Consider the following 19,041-nt stretch of genomic DNA (forward strand, 5'->3'; position numbering starts at 1 on the left):
GTTACGTTTTTGATCCAATGTGGTAAGCTTATCTTGCAAATTCATAAAGTTCAATAAAAATATTGTAAATATAATATTGACCATTTTTTTATTGAATATAAGCAAGAGTTTATAACTATTAATACTCTTCTTGAAAAAAGAGCTGTAGGCATTGTTGATAGCTCGCCCCGAGAGTCTTGGCTTTGTTTTTCAGTTTTGTATTCCTCGAGGTATTTTACCCCCATGCCCTGCGGGTCATGCTGTTGAAAAGGTAAGGTATTCATTCGCTACCCCTTTCTTCCCGCAGGCGACGTGTTTCCGCCCAATCGATCGTTTGATCCACAAAAGTTACCCCGTAATCCGCACGGGCTCGCTCCGGCGAAAGAAGGCCATTGCGCACATCCTCAAGGATGAGTTCAGGACTGCGTTTGAGCGGCTCACCACAGCCCCCTCCACCTGAGGTAATCACAGTCAGCACCGTTTCCCCCGGCAATTCTTGAGGCGCCTCTTTACTTGCCATAGCACGGGTTCGCCCTTCCGGAGTGGTTAGGTACGCCCGATTGAGACTACCGGGTAACCCCTGACCGATACTAAACGGGGGTATTTTCATGCCATCCCCGTACATCACAATGTGGGTCGGATCACCGTAAAATTTTATTGTGTAGCGAATACCGGCGCCACCCCGCCATTGTCCAGCGCCCGCCGAATCTGGTTCCATTTCATGGCAGAGCGTGAGGTGCGGGTACTGAACTTCATTTGCTTCAATATTCGGGGTCCGCACACCGCCATAATTGGACAACGGCGCCATATAAGGATTGCCATCTTTGCTCTCAAGTGCCCCTCCTGAACCGAGGGAGCAGAAGCAAAAGCCAATATAGAACTTGTCATTACGCGGGTCAATCCCATAAAAGGACGGCCCGCAATAACGGCCAAAGCCAGCCGGCAATCGTCCCGGTGCAGCCGGTGCCAAGGTACGGAAAATTAGGCTGATCATTTCGCTAGCCGGGGTCAACGTACTCAAAGTGACCGGTGCCGGAGGCAAAGGATTGACGATACTTCCTTCCGGCAGGATAACTTTAATCGCCTGGAAAGCCCCACTGTTGCGGGGAATATCCCCACCCAAAGCCCAAAGCGCTCCAATCCAAGCCGCGGACGTCGCCGTCACCTTCGCTGTATTGACAAAGCCCTTGACTTGGGGATCTGTCCCCGTAAAGTCCAGGACCATCTCTTCCCCGGCGATCTTAACCGTGAGTGCCAGCTTGATCGGTTCTGCTTGAAACCCATCATCATCCACCCACTCCTCACCTGTATAAACTCCATCTGGCAGGACGGCAATCGCTTTCTTGGTCAATGTTTCAGCATGGCTGAGAATCCTCGCCACCGACTCCTGCACCCGTTTCAAGGAAAACTCCCGGATCATGTCCTGCAGACGGGCAAGCCCAATTTGATTGGCCCCGATCTGAGCCCAGAGATCACTGCGCATCATTTCCGGATCGCGGACGTTGCGTGTGATCAAGTCCATGATGTCTTCGTTGAGCACCCCAGCGTTCATCAGTTTCGTGGGCGGAATGCGGATTCCTTCCTGGAAAATCTCCGTGGCTTGCGTGTTATAACTCCCCGCCACCGAGCCGCCGATATCCCCATGATGGGCTCGGCTGACACAAAAGAAGACACGTTCGCTGTCCACCACCAGCGCACTGATGATGCCGATGTCAGGAAGATGATTTCCGCCTTGATAGGGGTCATTAATGATAAACACATCCCTATCGTGGATGTTGTTCTGAAATTTGGCAAGGATAGCTTGCACACTAAAGGCACCCGCCGCAGCCAGAATAGGAATGCCACTCAGTTGCGAAACTAAATTACCTTGACCATCGCAAATGCCACAGGCGAAGTCACAGGCCTCGGCAAAAATCGGTGAACGTGAAGAACGCTCTAAGGCATAGCCCATTTCTTTGGTGATCGTATCAAGGCGATTGGCAATCACCGAGCGATCAATCACTTGATCTGAGGTCAGCAAGGTCACCTTAACTCACCCCCCTTTTCTATCGTGATGCGGAAATTACCAACACGGTCGATTTCACCCCAACTGTGCGAATCAAGGAAGAGCGTCGTCAACGGTTTACGGATAATCGCGGGTCCTTTGATCATCTGCCCCCTCTGCACATGATTCCAGTCGTGCACAGGCAGTTCCTGCGGCGACCGTCCCTCGAGGAAAACTGAGCGATAACCCTCCGCTTGCGCCAGGGGAAGTTTCCCTTGCGCAACGTTAGCTTCAGCGGAATTAGCTTCGCCAGTGCTGGTTCTAGCCCATAGGCTACCCCCCAGCTCCGCTTCCTGAGCGAAAAGACGGAGATTCACCAACTGCAGCTCATGTTCAGGCTGGCTGTAGCCATAAAGCTGGCAATGTTTAGCGTGAAAATCCTCGACCAGACGCTGCCACCTGGCAGCGTCTTCCCCATTTAAGTCACCTAATCCATCTGAAACGCCAAAACCAGTGAAGCAAACATTGAGCGTATGATGCTGATCCGTATATTTTAAATCGGCGGAACCGAAGTATTGACGTTGATCGGGATCAACCCCCAAACGATCCAATTCGCGGTCAGCCTGCACCCGCAAACTCTGCCGGAGGGCAGCGGTGAAATCTGGAGTATGTTCATTAAGCGTTTGAAGGACACTCCGCACCCCCTCCACCTGCAGACGGGCATAATGAAGTCCATCTGCACAAAATACGGGGGCCGAATCAGGTACGATAACCTGGCGAATTCCCGCTCCTCTGGCCAAAGCCGTAGCAAACATGGAAAGAGCGCCCCCGACAGAAACAAGGGTAAAAGTACGCGGATCATATCCCTTTTTAATCGTCATTAAGTACAAGGCATCGATCATCCGGGAAAGGGCAATCCGGTAAATCGCGTAAGCCGCCTCTTCAACCGTCATCTTTAAGGGTCCAGCAATCTTGTGTTGGATGGCCAGACGGGCTTGCTCTTGATCCAACTCCATTCGCCCACCCAAGAAATCGTGTTTATCAAGAAGTCCTAGAATGAGCGTAGCATCCGTAATCGTAGGTTCTTCGCCACCCGGCCCATAGCAAGCGGGTCCAGGATAGGCTCCGGCTGATTGCGGACCCACACGGAGCATGCCGGCCTCATCTAGCCAAGCGATACTTCCGCCGCCAGCTCCCACCGTATGAATATCCAACATTTGAATTTGAACCAGCCAGCTATTTCAGCATTTTGCGTCATCTCCAAACGTCCCTCGCGGACCAGGGAGATATCCAAACTCGTCCCACCCATATCGGCGATAACCAAATTAGCTAAACCCGTATTTTGGGCTAAAGCCCAACCGCCCTTAGCTCCCCCCGCTGGCCCGGAAAAGAGGGTCAAGACCGCTTCACGGCCAGCCCGCAGCCGATCAGTCAAGCCCCCTTTATTTTGGGCCACCAGAATGGGCACGCCTAAGCCCTGTTCCTGCAAAAGACCTTGCAAGGAATCCAGATAAGCATTGACCAAGGGACTGATGCGCGCATTTAAAACGGTCGTGACGGTCCGCTCGTATTCTCCCAGTTGGGGTGAAAGCTCGGACGAAAGCGTGATAAAGAGTTCTGGCAGAAGTGCCTGTAGCAGCGCTTTCACTTCGCGCTCATGCTCTGGATTTTGACAGGAGAAAAGGAAACAAACGGCGACTGCTTCAATCTTTTCTTGGGCCAGAAAATGGGCAATCTCCTGAACCTGAGCCTCATCCACCGGTGTCAGGGTAACACCTTGGTAATCCAGACGTTCATGTACCCCGAGGCGAAGGTAGCGAGGAACCAGCACCGGTGGCAAGGCTGCAGTAAAATCCCATTGATTTTTGAGCTGAGAGCGACGGATTTCCAACGCATCGCGAAACCCAGCAGTTGTCAACAAAGCGGTCTTAGCGCCTTGTCCTTGCAGCAGCGCGTTAATGCCCAACGTCGTGCCGTGCAGGAATTTCCCGGTTTTCTTTAACAATTCCTGTATAGTCATTTGCTGACCTTCCGCAAATTCGGTCAAGCCCTGCTGAATCGGCTGCAGCGGGTGTTGTGAATTGGAAGGGACTTTAAGCGTGCTCATCGCGCCGGCAGGGTCGCGGAACACAAAATCGGTAAAGGTCCCCCCGACATCGACTGAAATTTCGTACATGATCTCATCCCTTCCTATAGTCCGAAATTGGGCATAAAACGGCGCACCTGAGCTTGAACTTCTGGAGAAATCTCCACCGTCGGTGCAAAACCGGATAACGGCTTAGTCGCATCGATCCCCATTTTTGAACTCCGACTGAACTCATCACTAGACGGGTCTAAAGTAACGCCCATCCCCATATGCTGGGGAATAATCATCACCCCTTTATCTGCTTGCAGTCGCGTCGCTACCGCCCAAAGGACTTGACGTTCATCAAACACATCCACATCCTCATCCACGACAATCACACACTTCAGGTTGTGATCCACAGAAAAAGCCGTGAAAATAGCCTGCGCGGCTTGCCCCTCGGCAATCTTTTTCATGGAAATATAGCAATGGAACAAACCACAGGCCGAAGCAGGAGCATGGACATTTTTCACGTTCGGCAGTGTCCGGTTCAGCGCATTGAGCACATCACCTTCGCGCTGAACACCCACGATCGTGATATGTTCTGAGCTGATGCCTGGGGTAATATCTTGAAAATAGGGTTTCGTCCGGTATTGAATTCCTTTAACCTTAAATACATTTTCGGTACTCCGGTAGCAGGCATAGTTTGTGAATTCTGCAAAAGGCCCTTCCGGTTCCCGCACGCCGGCCAAGACTTCCCCTTCAATCACGATTTCTGCGTAAGCGGGAACACAGAGGTCGATGCTGCGGCAGCGTGCAACGTCGAGCGGGGCGCCAAACAGACCGCCCATCGCACCGAATTTTCCCAGATGATAAGGCACTAAAGCCATCGAGCCCATCGAAATATTGGGGTGAATTCCTAGCACAATAGCTGCTTCCAACGATTGTCCCCGTTCTTCAGCCCGGCGGAAATATTCCCATAACCGTTGGCGAGAGTGGAAGCTGATCCCTAATTTATCCTTGCCCTTCAACTGCATCCGGTGGTAACCGGCTGTTTCCACCCCTGTTTCCGGATCTTTAGCCACCACGAGTCCCGCTGTAATGTAAGGTCCCGCATCGATCGGAAAGTGGGTTAAAATCGGCAAGTCATAAAGATTCGCTGCCTCGCCGAAAAACACGTTTTCTTGGAATGGGGCCTCTTCGATTACCCGGGGTTCAAAGCGCTGGTTAATGCGCCGTGAGAACTCCGCAGCTAGATCCTCTGGCGCGACCCCGAGTCCCTGTGCAAGGCGTTGGCGTGGAGCCAAAACATTGGTCACAACGGGAATCTGATGTCCCTTGACGTTGTGAAAGACAACCATCGGATAGCGCTGCGCTTTTTCCAGCTCCATCATTAAGGTACTGATTTCATATTCAGGCTTAATTTCCTCATAAATGTGGACAACCTCTTGGGAATTTCCCTGTTCGACTTGGGCCATAAACGAACGTAAATCTTGTTGCACCAGTAATTCCTCCTCTAAATCAAAAAATTAAGCCCACAGTCAAAACGACTGTGGGCTTTTCCATCATCCACAAAATACCTGTCCGACGCAGGTCATTCGTTATTTCAGGCAGGTCTCCTGGCTCTAAGTTCATCGTTGACCGCACCCTTCCCGGCAACCCAGTGGCATTGTGCGTAACTCACTTATTACAGTGGCGGGACCGCCCGGGACTTACACCCGGTTCCCTATTATCCCCGACACGGGGCACCTAAAACAGCTATTGAATTGTATATGCAATTCGGCATAGTTTCTAATATTCCTGCCAAGTCCTATAATTTTACATTAAATTTTTAAACAACACCGACTCGCATCTTTATCGATTGCCATATTTCTGAGCCGCTCACCTTACACTCATCCATTGCTGCTCTTGACAACGCCACTCCTTCAGCCATTCGTCCTCATCCACGATAGCTGCATAGACCGGCTGCAAAAAAACTTTAATCGTGTTCATGGCCGTCTGGAAATCCAACTCCGATGAACGGATGTTTTTGAGGAAATACCGCCATTTGATTTGCATATCTTCGTCATCTACCAGCTGCAATACACGCTTAAAGCTGTCCCGTTCATAGGGTGTCCCTCGATTTTGCAATGTCTGGCTGATTGCCTCCTGGAGCTTGAGTCCATCAAAATCAAAGGTATATGCCAGGTAGTAAATATCGTAAAAGTCTTTCATGCGGCTGGTCAGCTCAAATCGTTGCAGGATGGCATCAAACTTTTCGGCAATAGTGCTTTCCAGCGAATAGGTCAATATTTCTGGGGATTCATATCCTTCCAGCTGGGTTTTGATCATTCGTTTTTCCGCCTTCGGGACAATCACATCGCCCACGCCGATATCTACATTAAAGGGGACTCGCACATTTTTGATACGGCCAATGATCTGGGTGCTGACCCCGCGATATTTTCGATGTACCGCAATCGGCTCCATCTTTTTGGCTTCAAACTGTACGAAGTCGTTACCTGTGGAGACCAACAGGATTTCCGAAATAATGCTGTCCATTCGCTCCAAATCGTTGGACAAGTGCCACAGCAGAAAGTCGATGTCTACGGTTGCTCTGCTCTCAAAGTTAGTTATTGTATAGATAAACAAACCGCCTTTGAGCACCAGATTTTCGGCATAAGACGAAGCGGATAGCCTACGCAAAAACTCTTCTTGAAAAAAGAGCTGCAGGCATTGTTGATAGCTCACTCCGGAAGTCTTGGCTTTGTTTTTCAGCTTTGCAAGAACAGATACCCCGATATCCAGCATTACAGCCATACTCCAATCAAATCTTTTACCTTTTTTTCAACACGCAGCTTCTTGGCATATTCCATCAGACGCGAAATATTCTTTCCGGTGTCGTTCACATAGGCTTGGATCGCTTTATTGAAGATTTCTTTATCCATCTTTTTTGCATAGCGCAGGCAGTCGCAAATCACACGCTCTTTATCGTAAATGCGAACCTGACGCCCATCCATTTTGACCCTTGTCTGCCCTATTTCCAGCACTGCAGGCTCGATATAATAGGGCTTCACAAAAGGATAATCAACATTGAATCGTGACTTGCCAGAGTCTTTGCTGACAGCGATGTGCCACTCCAACGGCGTCCGGTCGCTGTATCCGTAGTAAAACAGCGCCGTGTTCATGCAAAAAATTCCGTCAGGGAACAGCCCTGTGACGGCCGTGACCTCACTGGGGTTCTCGTGGTCGATCCATTGATAGTAGCCATAGCGGATCTTCTCGATTACTCCTTCTCGAATCAGCTTTTGAATATCCGCATAATAGATTTTGGACGCGGAAAGATCGACAGTGCGCATCACCTCGCCGTGGCCATCAAATACTAACTTGATTTTATCTATTGGAAGCATAGCAGACTCCTTTATAACTTTTGATTAACTTAAGACTATAAGCGGATGAAGTTATATGATTAGTTTACAGTATTTTCCTGCTCATTGTCAATATAACTTTAAGAAAAGATTGGATAACGAGCGGGAAAAATTATATTATATCCGATCAAGACACCAACCGTCTTCTTCGACTCTTCAGCTTTTGTCTGATAGAATTCCTGAATCTAGCTTGACAAAATAAAAAAACTATTCTAACATAGGGTCAAATGAAAAATGAATATACACTATTTGATAGGTGCCCGCAAGGGATAATAGGGAACCAGGTTACTAATCCTGGACGGACCCACCACTGTAATTAGATGTTGAAGATGTGCATTAAGCCACTGGGATTGCTGGGCTAACTAGGATTACTGGGAAGGCGCACATCGGAATCTATAAGTCAGGAGACCTGCCTATAAAATATTACAAAGGAACAATGGTAAAGTTCTAGCTTCGTGTAAGCTAGAACTTTTTTATTTACTTTTAATTGTTTTATTTATCTTTTTAGAGTTAAGGAGCCGCCATGGAGACGATTGCACACGTTAAAATTGAAAAACTCATCTTTCCGCAGGAAGATAAGCCAGCGCTCAAAAACATCGAGTTTGAAATTAATCAGGGCGATTTCATCGTCATTACCGGGGGGGTAGCCTCTGGGAAATCGACGTTGCTGCACACCCTCACAGGCGCCATCCCTCACTACCATCCTGCGGAATTAACCGGCAAAATTACCCTCCTGGGCCAAGATATCAAGGACATACCCCTCAATCGAATGTCCGATTATGTGGGTTACATGATGCAAGAACCCCAGAATCAATTGATCAGTCTGAATGTCTATGAAGATGTGGCCTTCGGTCTCGGCAACCTGGAAATTCCCCTTGAACAAATCGCTCAAACCGTTAAAAAGACGTTGGAACTTGTAGGTCTGACAGACTATGAAAACAGACAAACCGCTTCGCTTTCCGGCGGGGAGGCTCAACGTGTTGTTTTGGCCGGAGTTCTGGCCCTCAATGCCCCGATTTTGATCCTTGACCAACCGACGGCGGAACTCGATCCCCAAGGCCGCTTCGAACTCTATCAGCGGCTGGGACTTTTGAATAAAACCCAGAGGCTTACGATTATTTTGGTCATGGACCGAATCGAAGAAGTCCTGAACTATGCCAACAGAGTCCTCTATCTTAAAGACGGTGAAATTGTCAAGCAGTATTCACCTGAGGAATATTACCAGGATCAAATCGGGTATCGCCCAGAAAGGTTAAAATCCAATAATGATAAACCCCAAGAAATTATTGCCGAAATGACCCAGGTCTCCTACCAGTACAAAAACAACTTACTGGGTTGTGAAGACCTTCATTTAAAAATTTATCAGGGCGACTTTATTTCAGTCATCGGTTTAAACGGCTCTGGTAAGTCGACCTTGGCTAAATTGCTGATTGGTCTGTTAAAACCTTCTATGGGTGAAGTTAAAATGTTTAACCAGCCTTTAAATAAAAAAAACCTCACAAAGATCCGCACGCAAGTGGGTTTCCTGTTTCAAAACCCTGACTATCAGATCTTTGCCAGCACCCTAGAAGAAGAAGTTGGCTTTTCCCTCAAGCTGAGGGGTGAACAGAATGAAGTAATCGATCAAAAAATTGAGGAATCCCTAAAATTTGTGGGGCTGCTGGACTACAAGAAACTACACCCCCAGCGTTTAAGCCGCGGCCAACGCCAGCTTTTGGCACTCGCCTCCATCCTCGTCAGTGATCCGGAATTCATCATTGCGGATGAGCCGACCTCCGGCCTCGACGAGAACCAAGGGTATATGATCATGGATAAGCTCTTCGATTTATCACAAAAGGGCAAAACAATCCTGGTGATTACCCACGACTTGGCCATGGCTAAAACCTATTCAAACCGCTTAGTTGCCCTTCATAACCACCGCATTCAACTGGACATTTCAACAAAAGACCTCGAAAAACATCTCGCTGCACTTCAAGACTTTGGCCTGAATTTTAAATAATACAATTTCATTTAGGGAGGTTCAAGATGGAACTTTCGAAGCTTGATCCCCGGACAAAGCTTGTCTGGTATTCTCTCATGATCTATTTTTCACTGATTTCCACAACCGCAGTTCAGTTGGGCCTTGTTTTATTGGTATGTATTCTGGCCTCTCTTATCTTAACCCGTTCCTTGAAGCAGTATAAGGTCATGATTATGGTCCTCTTGCTTTTGGGACTTCAGATTCTGATCATTCAGTTGCTCTTCTGCCGTGAAGGCGTTCTCATCTATCAATGGGGAATCCTTAAAATCTACAGTCAAGCCCTACCCCTAGCGATCACCGGCATACTAAAGGCTAGCATTATTTTCTTTGCAAGTATGCAATTTTTTACCTCGGCCACACCCCAAGAATTTACCTTAATGCTCATGAAATTCAAAGTTCCCTACCGCTTTGCCATGCTTGTGGGATTGACAGTCCGCTTCTTCCCTATCATGAAAACTGAATATGTATCCATTGTCGATAGCCAGCGTACCCGGGGCCTTAAGATGGAAAGCGTCTGGGATCATCTCAAAGGCATTATTCCAACCTTCCTACCCTTTTTATATCGCGCCGTCCGACGCTCAACAGAAACCGCCCTGGCCATGGAGTTAAGAGGCTATGGACGAACCAAAACCCGAACCTTTTCTTCGAGTTTAGCGATTAAGCCTTACGATATTGCTTTAATCACTGCGATGGTATTGGTAATAATCATCAGCTTTACAAGCAGGATATTACCATTAATATAATCACAATATTTTTAAGGAGGAGAATTAATTGAAAGAAAAATTATTCAGAACAGACACAAAAGCACTTGTAGGCTCGGTCATCGTCGGAATCTTGTTCGTCATTATGGAGCAGGTAACAGGACGTATCGACGGTATTATGGACCCTACCCTTTTACTTCTTAATGGCACAACCTGGTCCTTCTTTACCGGCCTCATTGTCTTAATGTACAAACAACCAGCGGGTGTAATTGGCGGATTAGTGGAAGTCATTGTCGCCATGGCAACAGCCTATTCACCCCTGGCCTTTTTCTTCTTATTCGCCAATACCATCGGCTCCATTGGCTACTCTTTAGTTGCCAGAAATTTTTCCATGGAGAAATTAAGCCATCATATCCTAGCCCAGATCGCTTGTAATGTGCCTGGCAACTTCTGCGTGATGATCGGACTGATTTATGTCTTTCATCTTGACTGGAAGATTGCCCTCTTAACATCATCTATCACTACTGTTGTCGCGACTATCGTTGCCGGGATCCTGACCAAGAAAGTGTACGGTTCCTTACAAAAATCCTCCTTACTTTAGCATCAGTCATCATTGATTCACAAAAATTAAGTTAGAAAGCGCAATCTCGGTGAGAATTATCTCATTGAGACTGCGCTTTCTAAATCACACTTTCAAAATCACATCTATCATCTTTTTTAATAGTCTTTTCTTAACCCAAATTCAGCATCCTCTACCCATTCCTCAGATTTACTAAGGAGTGAAACTAATTCCTCAAGTGCTGTATAGTGATCTTGTTCTTGTTTGATCAGAAATTCGAATAATTCTTTGGACTTATCATCCGTCGCTTCCGCTAAAGATGTCTGATAAAGATCAATACTTTCTTTTTCGGTTTTTAAGGCCTTCCGATACGCGTCTAATTGATTCGGAATCTGTTTTATTTTATCTTTAAAATCGCCAATTCCCTTAAACACGTTTTTAATCTCGGTAAGTGTTTCGTTTGGATCTAATTTATAAGCTAGGTTATTAGCCTTGTTTTGGAGAACTTCGGCATGCTTGTGTTCATCTTTTGCTAACATACGAAAAACCACGTCTAAACCATTATCTTTATTGATTTCAGCTTGCTCAAGGTAGTATTTTTCTCCTTCATGTTCCATATTTATAGCGAATTCCAAGATAGCCATGCAAATACCTCCCCATATCATATTTAATTCAATATTCGACTTCTTTCTTAAACCCACGTACTAGTATTATTATTACCTATTCGGTTAAATATCCCATAATTTTATGCATTATTTATAATGATTATCGTTCTTAATTATATTATAATCGAGCTCACCCTTAATTGTCAATCTCCAATTTATAATTTTTCATGGAGCCAGACATCGTGCCTTGAAGCGAACTCTTCTAACCAAGTACAGTCCTTCTGTCCCTTGAGTGCAGGAAATTTAGGGATCTATCGCGAATTATTCTTCTAATAGCTTTTAGCCATCGGAATATAATAGCGAGGTGGACTCTTTGAAACGCAATGAAAATGTAATCATCTGGAGTTTTTTTTCTGTCGTTTTCATCGGATCATACATGCTTCTATCGCAACAAAATGAAAGTATCGCCCGATATGCTTATTTGATCAGTGCTTTCTTCTCAATCAGTCTAACCTTTCTACTTGACCGCTTTATGAAAAAACGCAACTCCCCAACCCAGGCTAAGAAAAATTCCCAAAATCCTGCTCCTGCGAATTCCATACCAGGAAGCGGGCAGGGTAAAAGTAAAAACGCTAAACGAAAAACAGGAAAAAGTAAAAAATAATCCCGCTAAATTTTAAATGGCTCCAGTGTTACTGCACTGGAGTCATAAATCTGTAGTTATAAGTCTCTCAGCTCCCACCTGGCTTATGACCATTTCATAATAAGCGCCTTTGTTAGCCATGAGCTCATCATGGGTGCCTCTCTCAAGTATCTCCCCACTGCCGATGACCATGATTTGATCGGCATCACGAATTGTGGAAAGACGGTGCGCGATTAAAAAGCTGGTGTGGTCTTTCAAGAGCGTCAGCAAAGCATGCTGAATCTCCTTTTCGGTCTTTGTATCAACGCTGCTTGTAGCTTCGTCTAGAATTAAAATCGGGGCATTACCCAAAATGGCCCGGGCAATCGCCAGTAATTGCCTCTGCCCCTGGCTAAGATTGTCTGTGCTGCCTGTGATGAACGAATCATAGCCCTTCGGCAAACGGGAGATAAACGCATCAGCATGGGCTAATTTGGCCGCCTCCTTCACTTCCTGATTAGAGGCAGACGGTCTTGAATAGCGGATATTATCATAAATCGTCCCGGTAAAAAGGCAGGTATCCTGCAAAACGACCGAAAAACAGCTTCTTAAACTCTTGCGCGAAATGTCCGTTATATCGGTATGGTCAATTAGAATTCTTCCCTGGTTCACTTCATAAAAACGGGTCAGGAGGTTGACGATCGTTGTTTTTCCGGCACCGGTTTCGCCAACCAAGGCAACTACTTCTCCAGGGTTGACTTTAAAATTGATATTCTTCAAAACGGGACTGTTGCTATTATAAGAAAACGACACGTTGCAGAATTCTACTTCTCCCTGAGGCTGGGTTAGCTCTTGAACGCCGATCTTATCCGGAGTTTCCTCCTCTTCATCCATGATTTCAAAAACGCGTTCCGCCCCCGCCAGAGCCGACTGAATGTTATTGAACATGCCGGCTATATTATTGAGCGGCTGACCGAACTGTTTCGAATAAGTCAAAAAACTTACCACTACGCCGATGGTTATCATTCCCTTGATTGAGAGTATTCCTCCGGCACAAGCGATCAAAGCAAAGCTTATATTATTGATGACATTCATAAACGGCATCATAAAGCCAGACCAGATCTGTGCCTTTGTCGAATAATCGCGAAGCTCCTGATTGATGCTTTTAAAATCGGTTAAGACCGTTTGCTGCCGGTTGAACGCCTTAACCATTTTAAGTCCGACAATGTTCTCTTCAACCACTCCGTTTAAAGCACCCAGCTTTTGCTGCTGACCCAAAAAATAACTTCGGCTGCGGCTAGCGATTATTTTGGTCAACACCAAGAGCAAGGGAATAGCGACCATGGCCAAAAGTGTTAAAACTGGGCTTAAGACCAGCATCATGACAAAGGCGCCAAGGATGGAAAAAATGCTGGAGATCAGTTGGGTTGTCGTCTGCGAAATGATATTGCTGATATTGTCGACATCATTGGTAATCCTGCTCATGGTATCCCCGTGTGGCTTGACATCGTAAAAGTTCAACGGAATCCTCTGCAACTTTGCGAAAAATTCAGTCCTGATATGCTTGACTAGTTTCTGGGTAATCTTGGCCATCATCACCCCATTGAAGGTATCAATAATCCAGTTTGCCAGGTAGCACGCGACAAGTACCAGCAGGATAACGGTCAGCAGCGACTGATCCACTAAATGAGTTTGAATATTAAACGTATTGATGGCCTTGCCCAATAATAAGGGAATTATAAGGGAAACCGCAGACGAAGCTAGCGTTAGCACGACCACTAACAAAATAGATTTGCGCCATAGCCTGAAAATCTTCATCAATCTGAGCAAGGTTTTCTTGGCATTTTGGGGCTTTTCAGTCGGTTTAAAACGCTGCCGGCCACCGCCGCCCATCTTTCCCAGCTTGGGCATGTTTTTATAATTTTCGTTAATATTATTTTCAGCCATATTCATTACCCTTCAAATCGCCGCCAATTTGCGAATCGTAGATTTCTCGGTAGGTTTGGCAGGTATGCAGCAGCTCTTGGTGGTTGCCAAAGCCGACATTCACCCCATCATCCAGCACGAGGATTTTATCAGCGAACATGGCGTTCCCGATCCTTTGCGTAATCAGGAGGATTGTCTTTTCATCTTCCAACGATTTTAAGCCTTGTCTGACCTTTGCTTCCGTGACCGCGTCAAGAGCGCTTGTGCAGTCATCCAAAATCAAAATGGGCGACTTCTTAGCCAGTGCCCTGGCAATCGAAATGCGTTGCTTTTGACCGCCGGAAAGATTAACTCCGCCCTGACCTAAATTGCTTTCATAGTGATCAGGCATATTTTGAATAAATTCATCAGCCTGTGCCACCCGGGCTGCTTCCCTTATTTCCTCGGGCGAGGCATCGGGATTGCCCCAGGCTATGTTCTCAAAGACGGTCCCGGCAAACAGCATGCTCTTTTGCGGCGCTATCGCCATATTTTCTCTTAACTGATAGCTATCCAATGTTTTAATATCGATACCGTTTAAGTAAATTGTGCCGTGTTGGATGTCATAAAAACGCAAACATAGCCAAGAAACCGTTGATTTGCCAGAACCTGTAGGACCGATTATCGCCAGCGTTTCTCCTTGCTTAACCTCAAAGGTCAGGTCTTTTAGCGCAGGTATACCGCTTCCGTTCGGATAGGCAAACGTCACACCGTTAAAAGCAAGTTCGCCGGAGTGATACGTTGAAGTTTGCTCAAAGCCTTGAAAATCATCTTCGCTATTCAATACTTCATTGATTCGTTCAGTCGATGCTTTTGTCCTGACAAAACTGTTAAAAATATTGGTAATCATAATAAGCGACGTTAAAATCTGGGCCATATAGGTAATATAAGCCGCTACTTTACCGACTTCGATCTCACCGTTGCCGAAAAGTTTGCTGCCGAAGTAAAGGATCGAAGCAATCCCGATACTGACCGTCAGAGACATTAGGGGGGAAAAATAAGCAATCACAATCTGGGAAGATATGCTTTTATTCAATAAATCCGTGTTGGTACGATCAAACTTTTCTTCTTCATCTTCATACCGCCCGAAAGCCTTAATCAACCTAATTCCCATCAGGTATTCCTGAACAACTGTATTGACTTTATCAATGGCATATTGCACCTTAGCAAAGCGCAAATAGCTCATTTTCATGCTGATCACAATAAAAACAGCAACAATAGCCACAACCATAAACAAGATTACACTCAACCAGGGGCTTAACATAACTGCCAGAGTGATGCTGCCGATGCAGGTAACCGGAGCCTTAATGAATACCCTCATTAAACCGTTGATGAATTGCATGGCCTGAGAGGTGTCATTCGTCATCCGAGTGATCAACGAACCGCTTTCAATTTTATCAGCACTGATTTCCGAAAAGTTAATAATTTTGGCAAAGACATCATACCTTAAATCCGCTCCGAAGCCTTGGGAAACCTTGCTCGCTAGAATATTCCGGCTAGCGGCGAAACATGCTCCTAAAGCAGTGATCAACAGCATCATCAAGCCCAACTTAACCACGGTCTCCACCTGCCCGTTTTTCACGCCCTCGTCAATAATGCGGGCCATTAATGTCGGTTGCAGCAGATCGCAAAGGGCTTCTAAAAACACCAAGCAGACCGCCGTAATAAATAAGAATTTATACTTTTTAAAGTATTGCTTAAAAATACCCATAATTTCTCTTGTTTTCCCTACCTTTTGTGGTTAGGCTTCAATCAGATGCTCATTATACTTCTTTAAGGGCACGATTTGTAGTTAAGTTTTAGCATTTTATGTTTTAAACGATGAAGGCCAATATCACCAAGTCGATGTACTAAAGAAAAAAAGAACAGCTGGATCGGTATTTGGAAATGCTGAGAGACTGAGCCGTCCAAACAGTCCCTCAAAAATGTAGGATGTAAACACAATTATTTACATCCTTATTGATAACCCCTTATTGCCCAGACAGGTGCGACCCCGACACAATTCCGACGGGACTGAGGAATTGTGATTGAGCTAGTTTGTGATCGCAATTTCTAAGCCTGTGTTTATAATTTCGGCAACAATCCCAGCAGGTTCCATTAGGTCATCCGCTGTAAATGCTAGGGGTTGAAGATCGAAGTCATAATCACAAGTTTGTAAAAACAAAAATCTAAATCGTTCAATAGGTTCCATACCCATAAAATCATTTGAAAAGATTGCTAAATCAATATCACTTTCACTCGTGTACTTTCCGTTTGCATATGAGCCAAAAAGTATGACCTTATCTATTTTAATTTGAAGATTTACCCTTCGGAGAAAATCATAGATTAGCTCTTGTACCGGCTGAGGGACTGAAGCCATGCGAAAACCTCCTCAGCCTTATTGAGCACCTCTTTCGCCCTTATTTCAGTAAGATTTGATGATAGTTGTTGCTTATAGTCCGGATATCTTTCAGCAATATAGTAAAACAACAAATCCGAAAAAAAAGGTTTATATTTTCCCACTTTTTCAAATAAATTTCCATTTTGATCTCTAAACGTCTCTTCTTCCATTAGTTCTTTAAAAATTGTCCAGATATTATGAGTTCGTACAGGTTCCCGGTCAGTATATAGCACATAAAGTCCTTTAACAATCTTTTCTACAGCTTGCTGCGCCATGAATGCCACATACGTATATCTTCCTGTTTGTAGCATAGCCTTAGATGTTTCAATATCATAGATCGCTTTATTTTCCCAATATGTGAATTTTTCATATGGATCCATTTGAAACCACCTTCTCACTGCAATTAACTTCAACCATATTATACCATCATCATAAGGATAATTAAACCATTGCTGATAGACTTAAGCATAATGGCACACCAACCAGCCCCTAAATATTAAGCTTTGCAAACAGAAAACAGGCCTCGATGAAAGAAATCTCATCGAGGCCTGTTTTCTTGACAAGCTGCGCCCTTCGCAGAACAAAATCAATGGGGACCAAGCCCCGAGCTTGATCCATCTGTTGGCGCCAATCCTGCATGACTATCCCCCTTCTTTTCTCCTTACGCAAGTCCGACCCGGTTCATTACCCGCTTCAGACTCTGAGTTGAACTCGTCTTTAAACGAGGAACATCAATCGTCAATAATTCCCGATCCTGCATCACGATCCGGCCATCCACCATCGTGAGCCGCACATCAGACGACTGGGCTTGATACACGAGCTGCGTATACAGATCGATGTTTTCCTTCGGCCAAGTGTGCAGCCCCTCCAGACTGACCACCGCCAAATCGGCCTTTTTCCCGACTTCCAGACTGCCCAAATCCTGTTCCCGCCCCAAGGCTCGTGCTCCTGCCAAAGTAGCCATTTCAAACACCTGCTGCGCCGGCATAACTGTCGGTCCATGCAAGGGCTTCTGGATCAAAGCAGCATGACGCATTTCGCGGAAAGCATCCAAATTATTATTGCACGGTGCCCCGTCCGCTCCCAACGAAACTTCGGCACCTCGGGCAAGCAGTTCCGGAATCGGTGCAATCCCGGAAGCCAGTTTTAAGTTTGAAGAGGGACAATGGACAATCCGTGTCTGGCTTTGCACCAAAATCTCTTTTTCAATCTCCTCCAACCAAATACAATGGGCTAAAAGAAGTCTTGGCCCTGTCAGTCCGACCTTGTCGAGGTAGACGATGTTGCGCATCCCTCGGGTCCTTTCAACCACCTGAATCTCGCTGCGGTTTTCGGAGGCATGCGTGTGCACAAAAATTTTCTTCGCCCCAGCCAAGCGCGCGACTTCTTTCAGCAGGTCATCGGTACAGGAAATGACAAACCGCGGGGTCAAAGCGATCTCTAACCTTCCTTGGCCTTGGCCGTGATATTTTTCAAACAGATCCATGCTTTCTTGCAAGGAATCCTGTGTAGTTTCCTGGAGCGAAGCCGGAATACCTCCGTTCGGATCATCCATCATGACTTTTCCCGAAAGCGCCCGTATTCCAGTGTCCAAGATCGCCTGCAGCGCATATTCAGTATGGTGAACCGTTTCCATATCGACAATCGTGGTTGTCCCCCCCAAAAAAAGCTCGCCGATTCCCAGCAAAGCCGAATCGCGGATCGATTCCGGATCATGACCGCCTTCGAGCGGCCAAATCTTTTGCTGCAACCAGTCAAGAAGTTCGAGATCATCAGCCTGCCCGCGGAACAAAGTTTGACACAGATGAATATGGGTTTGAATCAGGCCTGGGATTAAAACATCCCCGTGAATATCAAGCACGCGGTCGGCCTGTTCGGTGAGGTTTTGCCCAATAGCCGCTATGCGATCCCCATCGACCAATAAATCTCCATTCAGAATTTCTCGTGTTGGATTCATCGTCACAATCCTCGCATTTTTCAAGAGGATCAGCATGATAAAACCCCCTCTCTTCGACTAAAAAAATTGATAACGTTTCGCGAGAACCGCTCCTCTGTGTGTGAGTGAGGACCAGTCTGTTCCTTACGCCAAATCTGGCCCTCACAGCCCTCTACGATCTATCCTATCCCAAAACGAAATGCAATATGAACAGAACCGTTAACGTGTACTTCACTACTTTCAAAGCACTGGGTCAGGACGACTTGTTACTCATTCACTTTTGTCAATCCCGATCTTGCTGGCATCACCTCCTTTTTTCTATTTTGCAAATATAAAAGCAACCATCCTTCCCACTCCAAGTTAAGCCCATGACAAATGTTCCGGCTTAACTCATAGAGTGGCAATTTCGGTTGCCACGTAGAAACCCCCGAACCAATAATCGAGGATATATGAGCTCACTGAATATTATGGTTACTTATGCAGTTTCATGCTTGAACCACAAAAGAGTTAACTCCATTCACCGAATTACACCCTGCTGTAATTTCGAGATGTCATTAACTCTTTCATAAACTCTTCAACTGAATACAACTGAATATGAATATATTTTATTCTCGATTGTTTTTCTAATTCCTTCTATCATCAGATAATTTTTTCTTAGCGGCACCGCTTAAACAGACTTTCTAATCGGGTAGGAGGCCACCCATTATTTGAGTGGCCGACCTCCCACACCACTTATCCCGCAAAATGCGGCATCCCGACTAGTAGTCACAAACCCTTATATAAAGCCTTCCTTTCACAAAAATGGCGGGATAATATTTACTGGC

Annotated in this window: 17 protein-coding genes and 3 riboswitches; of the genes, 4 read left to right on the forward strand and 13 right to left on the reverse strand. The window is 45.9% G+C overall.

Going from position 1 to position 19,041, the window contains the following annotated elements; genetic code table 11:
* Nucleotides 1-259 precede the first annotated feature (259 nt).
* From VM640_RS12585 to VM640_RS12610, 6 genes are all read right to left on the reverse strand, one after another.
* Nucleotides 260-2,005, reverse strand: coding sequence for a hydantoinase B/oxoprolinase family protein (locus VM640_RS12585; protein ID WP_325392734.1), 1,746 nt, complete (start codon nucleotides 2,003-2,005; stop codon nucleotides 260-262).
* The gene (locus tag VM640_RS12590) at nucleotides 2,002-3,180 is read right to left on the reverse strand and encodes a hydantoinase/oxoprolinase family protein (protein ID WP_325392736.1); all 1,179 of its coding nucleotides are present in this window, start codon (nucleotides 3,178-3,180) and stop codon (nucleotides 2,002-2,004) included. Before VM640_RS12590 ends, VM640_RS12585 begins: the two co-directional genes overlap by 4 nt.
* Complete coding sequence (locus VM640_RS12595) at nucleotides 3,129-4,094, reverse strand: hydantoinase/oxoprolinase family protein (protein WP_325392738.1); 966 nt, start codon at nucleotides 4,092-4,094, stop codon at nucleotides 3,129-3,131. Before VM640_RS12595 ends, VM640_RS12590 begins: the two co-directional genes overlap by 52 nt.
* 59 nt (nucleotides 4,095-4,153) lie before the next feature.
* Nucleotides 4,154-5,527 carry a UbiD family decarboxylase gene (locus VM640_RS12600; RefSeq protein ID WP_325392740.1) on the reverse strand — a complete coding sequence of 458 codons (1,374 nt, stop codon included), beginning with the start codon at nucleotides 5,525-5,527 and terminating at the stop codon, nucleotides 4,154-4,156.
* 90 nt (nucleotides 5,528-5,617) lie between these two features.
* Nucleotides 5,618-5,793: riboswitch (cobalamin riboswitch) on the reverse strand.
* A gap of 113 nt (nucleotides 5,794-5,906) precedes the next feature.
* Nucleotides 5,907-6,812: a nucleotidyl transferase AbiEii/AbiGii toxin family protein gene (locus VM640_RS12605; RefSeq protein WP_325392742.1), complete on the reverse strand. Its 906-nt coding sequence runs from the start codon at nucleotides 6,810-6,812 to the stop codon at nucleotides 5,907-5,909.
* Nucleotides 6,812-7,411: a type IV toxin-antitoxin system AbiEi family antitoxin domain-containing protein gene (locus VM640_RS12610; RefSeq protein WP_325392744.1), complete on the reverse strand. Its 600-nt coding sequence runs from the start codon at nucleotides 7,409-7,411 to the stop codon at nucleotides 6,812-6,814. Before VM640_RS12610 ends, VM640_RS12605 begins: the two co-directional genes overlap by 1 nt.
* A gap of 255 nt (nucleotides 7,412-7,666) precedes the next feature.
* Nucleotides 7,667-7,860: riboswitch (cobalamin riboswitch) on the forward strand.
* Nucleotides 7,861-7,952: 92 nt separating this feature from the next.
* Between VM640_RS12610 and VM640_RS12615 the strand changes: the two genes are divergently transcribed.
* From VM640_RS12615 to VM640_RS12625, 3 genes are read left to right on the forward strand one after another with little or no spacing between them, the layout of a single operon-like run.
* Nucleotides 7,953-9,428 (forward strand): ABC transporter ATP-binding protein, encoded by a 1,476-nt coding sequence (locus tag VM640_RS12615; protein ID WP_325392746.1) that lies wholly within the window; start codon nucleotides 7,953-7,955, stop codon nucleotides 9,426-9,428.
* Between the two features lie 26 nt (nucleotides 9,429-9,454).
* The gene (locus VM640_RS12620; protein WP_325392748.1) at nucleotides 9,455-10,192 is read left to right on the forward strand and encodes an energy-coupling factor transporter transmembrane component T family protein; all 738 of its coding nucleotides are present in this window, start codon (nucleotides 9,455-9,457) and stop codon (nucleotides 10,190-10,192) included.
* A gap of 28 nt (nucleotides 10,193-10,220) precedes the next feature.
* Complete coding sequence (locus tag VM640_RS12625) at nucleotides 10,221-10,751, forward strand: hypothetical protein (protein ID WP_325392750.1); 531 nt, start codon at nucleotides 10,221-10,223, stop codon at nucleotides 10,749-10,751.
* 116 nt (nucleotides 10,752-10,867) lie between these two features.
* Here the strand turns inward: VM640_RS12625 and VM640_RS12630 are convergent, their stop codons facing one another.
* Complete coding sequence (locus VM640_RS12630) at nucleotides 10,868-11,353, reverse strand: ferritin-like domain-containing protein (RefSeq protein WP_325392752.1); 486 nt, start codon at nucleotides 11,351-11,353, stop codon at nucleotides 10,868-10,870.
* A gap of 334 nt (nucleotides 11,354-11,687) precedes the next feature.
* Here VM640_RS12630 and VM640_RS12635 point away from each other — a divergent pair, with 334 nt between their 5' ends.
* The gene (locus VM640_RS12635) at nucleotides 11,688-11,978 is read left to right on the forward strand and encodes a hypothetical protein (protein WP_325392754.1); all 291 of its coding nucleotides are present in this window, start codon (nucleotides 11,688-11,690) and stop codon (nucleotides 11,976-11,978) included.
* Between the two features lie 42 nt (nucleotides 11,979-12,020).
* Here the strand turns inward: VM640_RS12635 and VM640_RS12640 are convergent, their stop codons facing one another.
* The 6 genes from VM640_RS12640 to VM640_RS12665 all read right to left on the reverse strand — a co-directional run bounded on the left by VM640_RS12640 (nucleotide 12,021) and on the right by VM640_RS12665 (nucleotide 18,274).
* Entirely contained in the window at nucleotides 12,021-13,883 is a 1,863-nt protein-coding gene (locus tag VM640_RS12640) for an ABC transporter ATP-binding protein (protein ID WP_325392756.1), read from the reverse strand.
* Nucleotides 13,876-15,612, reverse strand: a complete 1,737-nt coding sequence (locus VM640_RS12645; RefSeq protein ID WP_325392758.1) for an ABC transporter ATP-binding protein — start codon at nucleotides 15,610-15,612, stop codon at nucleotides 13,876-13,878. Before VM640_RS12645 ends, VM640_RS12640 begins: the two co-directional genes overlap by 8 nt.
* A gap of 321 nt (nucleotides 15,613-15,933) precedes the next feature.
* Nucleotides 15,934-16,260: a nucleotidyltransferase domain-containing protein gene (locus VM640_RS12650; protein WP_325392760.1), complete on the reverse strand. Its 327-nt coding sequence runs from the start codon at nucleotides 16,258-16,260 to the stop codon at nucleotides 15,934-15,936.
* Nucleotides 16,227-16,661 carry a HEPN domain-containing protein gene (locus VM640_RS12655; protein ID WP_325392762.1) on the reverse strand — a complete coding sequence of 145 codons (435 nt, stop codon included), beginning with the start codon at nucleotides 16,659-16,661 and terminating at the stop codon, nucleotides 16,227-16,229. The genes VM640_RS12650 and VM640_RS12655 overlap by 34 nt, the downstream gene beginning before the upstream one ends.
* Before the next feature lie 109 nt (nucleotides 16,662-16,770).
* A complete protein-coding gene (locus VM640_RS12660) occupies nucleotides 16,771-16,920 on the reverse strand; it encodes a hypothetical protein (RefSeq protein ID WP_325392764.1) in 150 nt (49 codons plus the stop codon).
* A 22-nt stretch (nucleotides 16,921-16,942) separates the two neighbouring features.
* Nucleotides 16,943-18,274, reverse strand: a complete 1,332-nt coding sequence (locus tag VM640_RS12665) for a 5'-deoxyadenosine deaminase (RefSeq protein ID WP_325392766.1) — start codon at nucleotides 18,272-18,274, stop codon at nucleotides 16,943-16,945.
* 316 nt (nucleotides 18,275-18,590) lie between these two features.
* Nucleotides 18,591-18,690: riboswitch (purine riboswitch) on the reverse strand.
* Nucleotides 18,691-19,041 lie beyond the last annotated feature (351 nt).

It is taken from the genome of Desulfitobacterium sp., from assembly GCF_035539115.1.
In the GTDB taxonomy this organism is placed as follows: Bacteria; Bacillota; Desulfitobacteriia; order Desulfitobacteriales; family Desulfitobacteriaceae; genus Desulfitobacterium_A.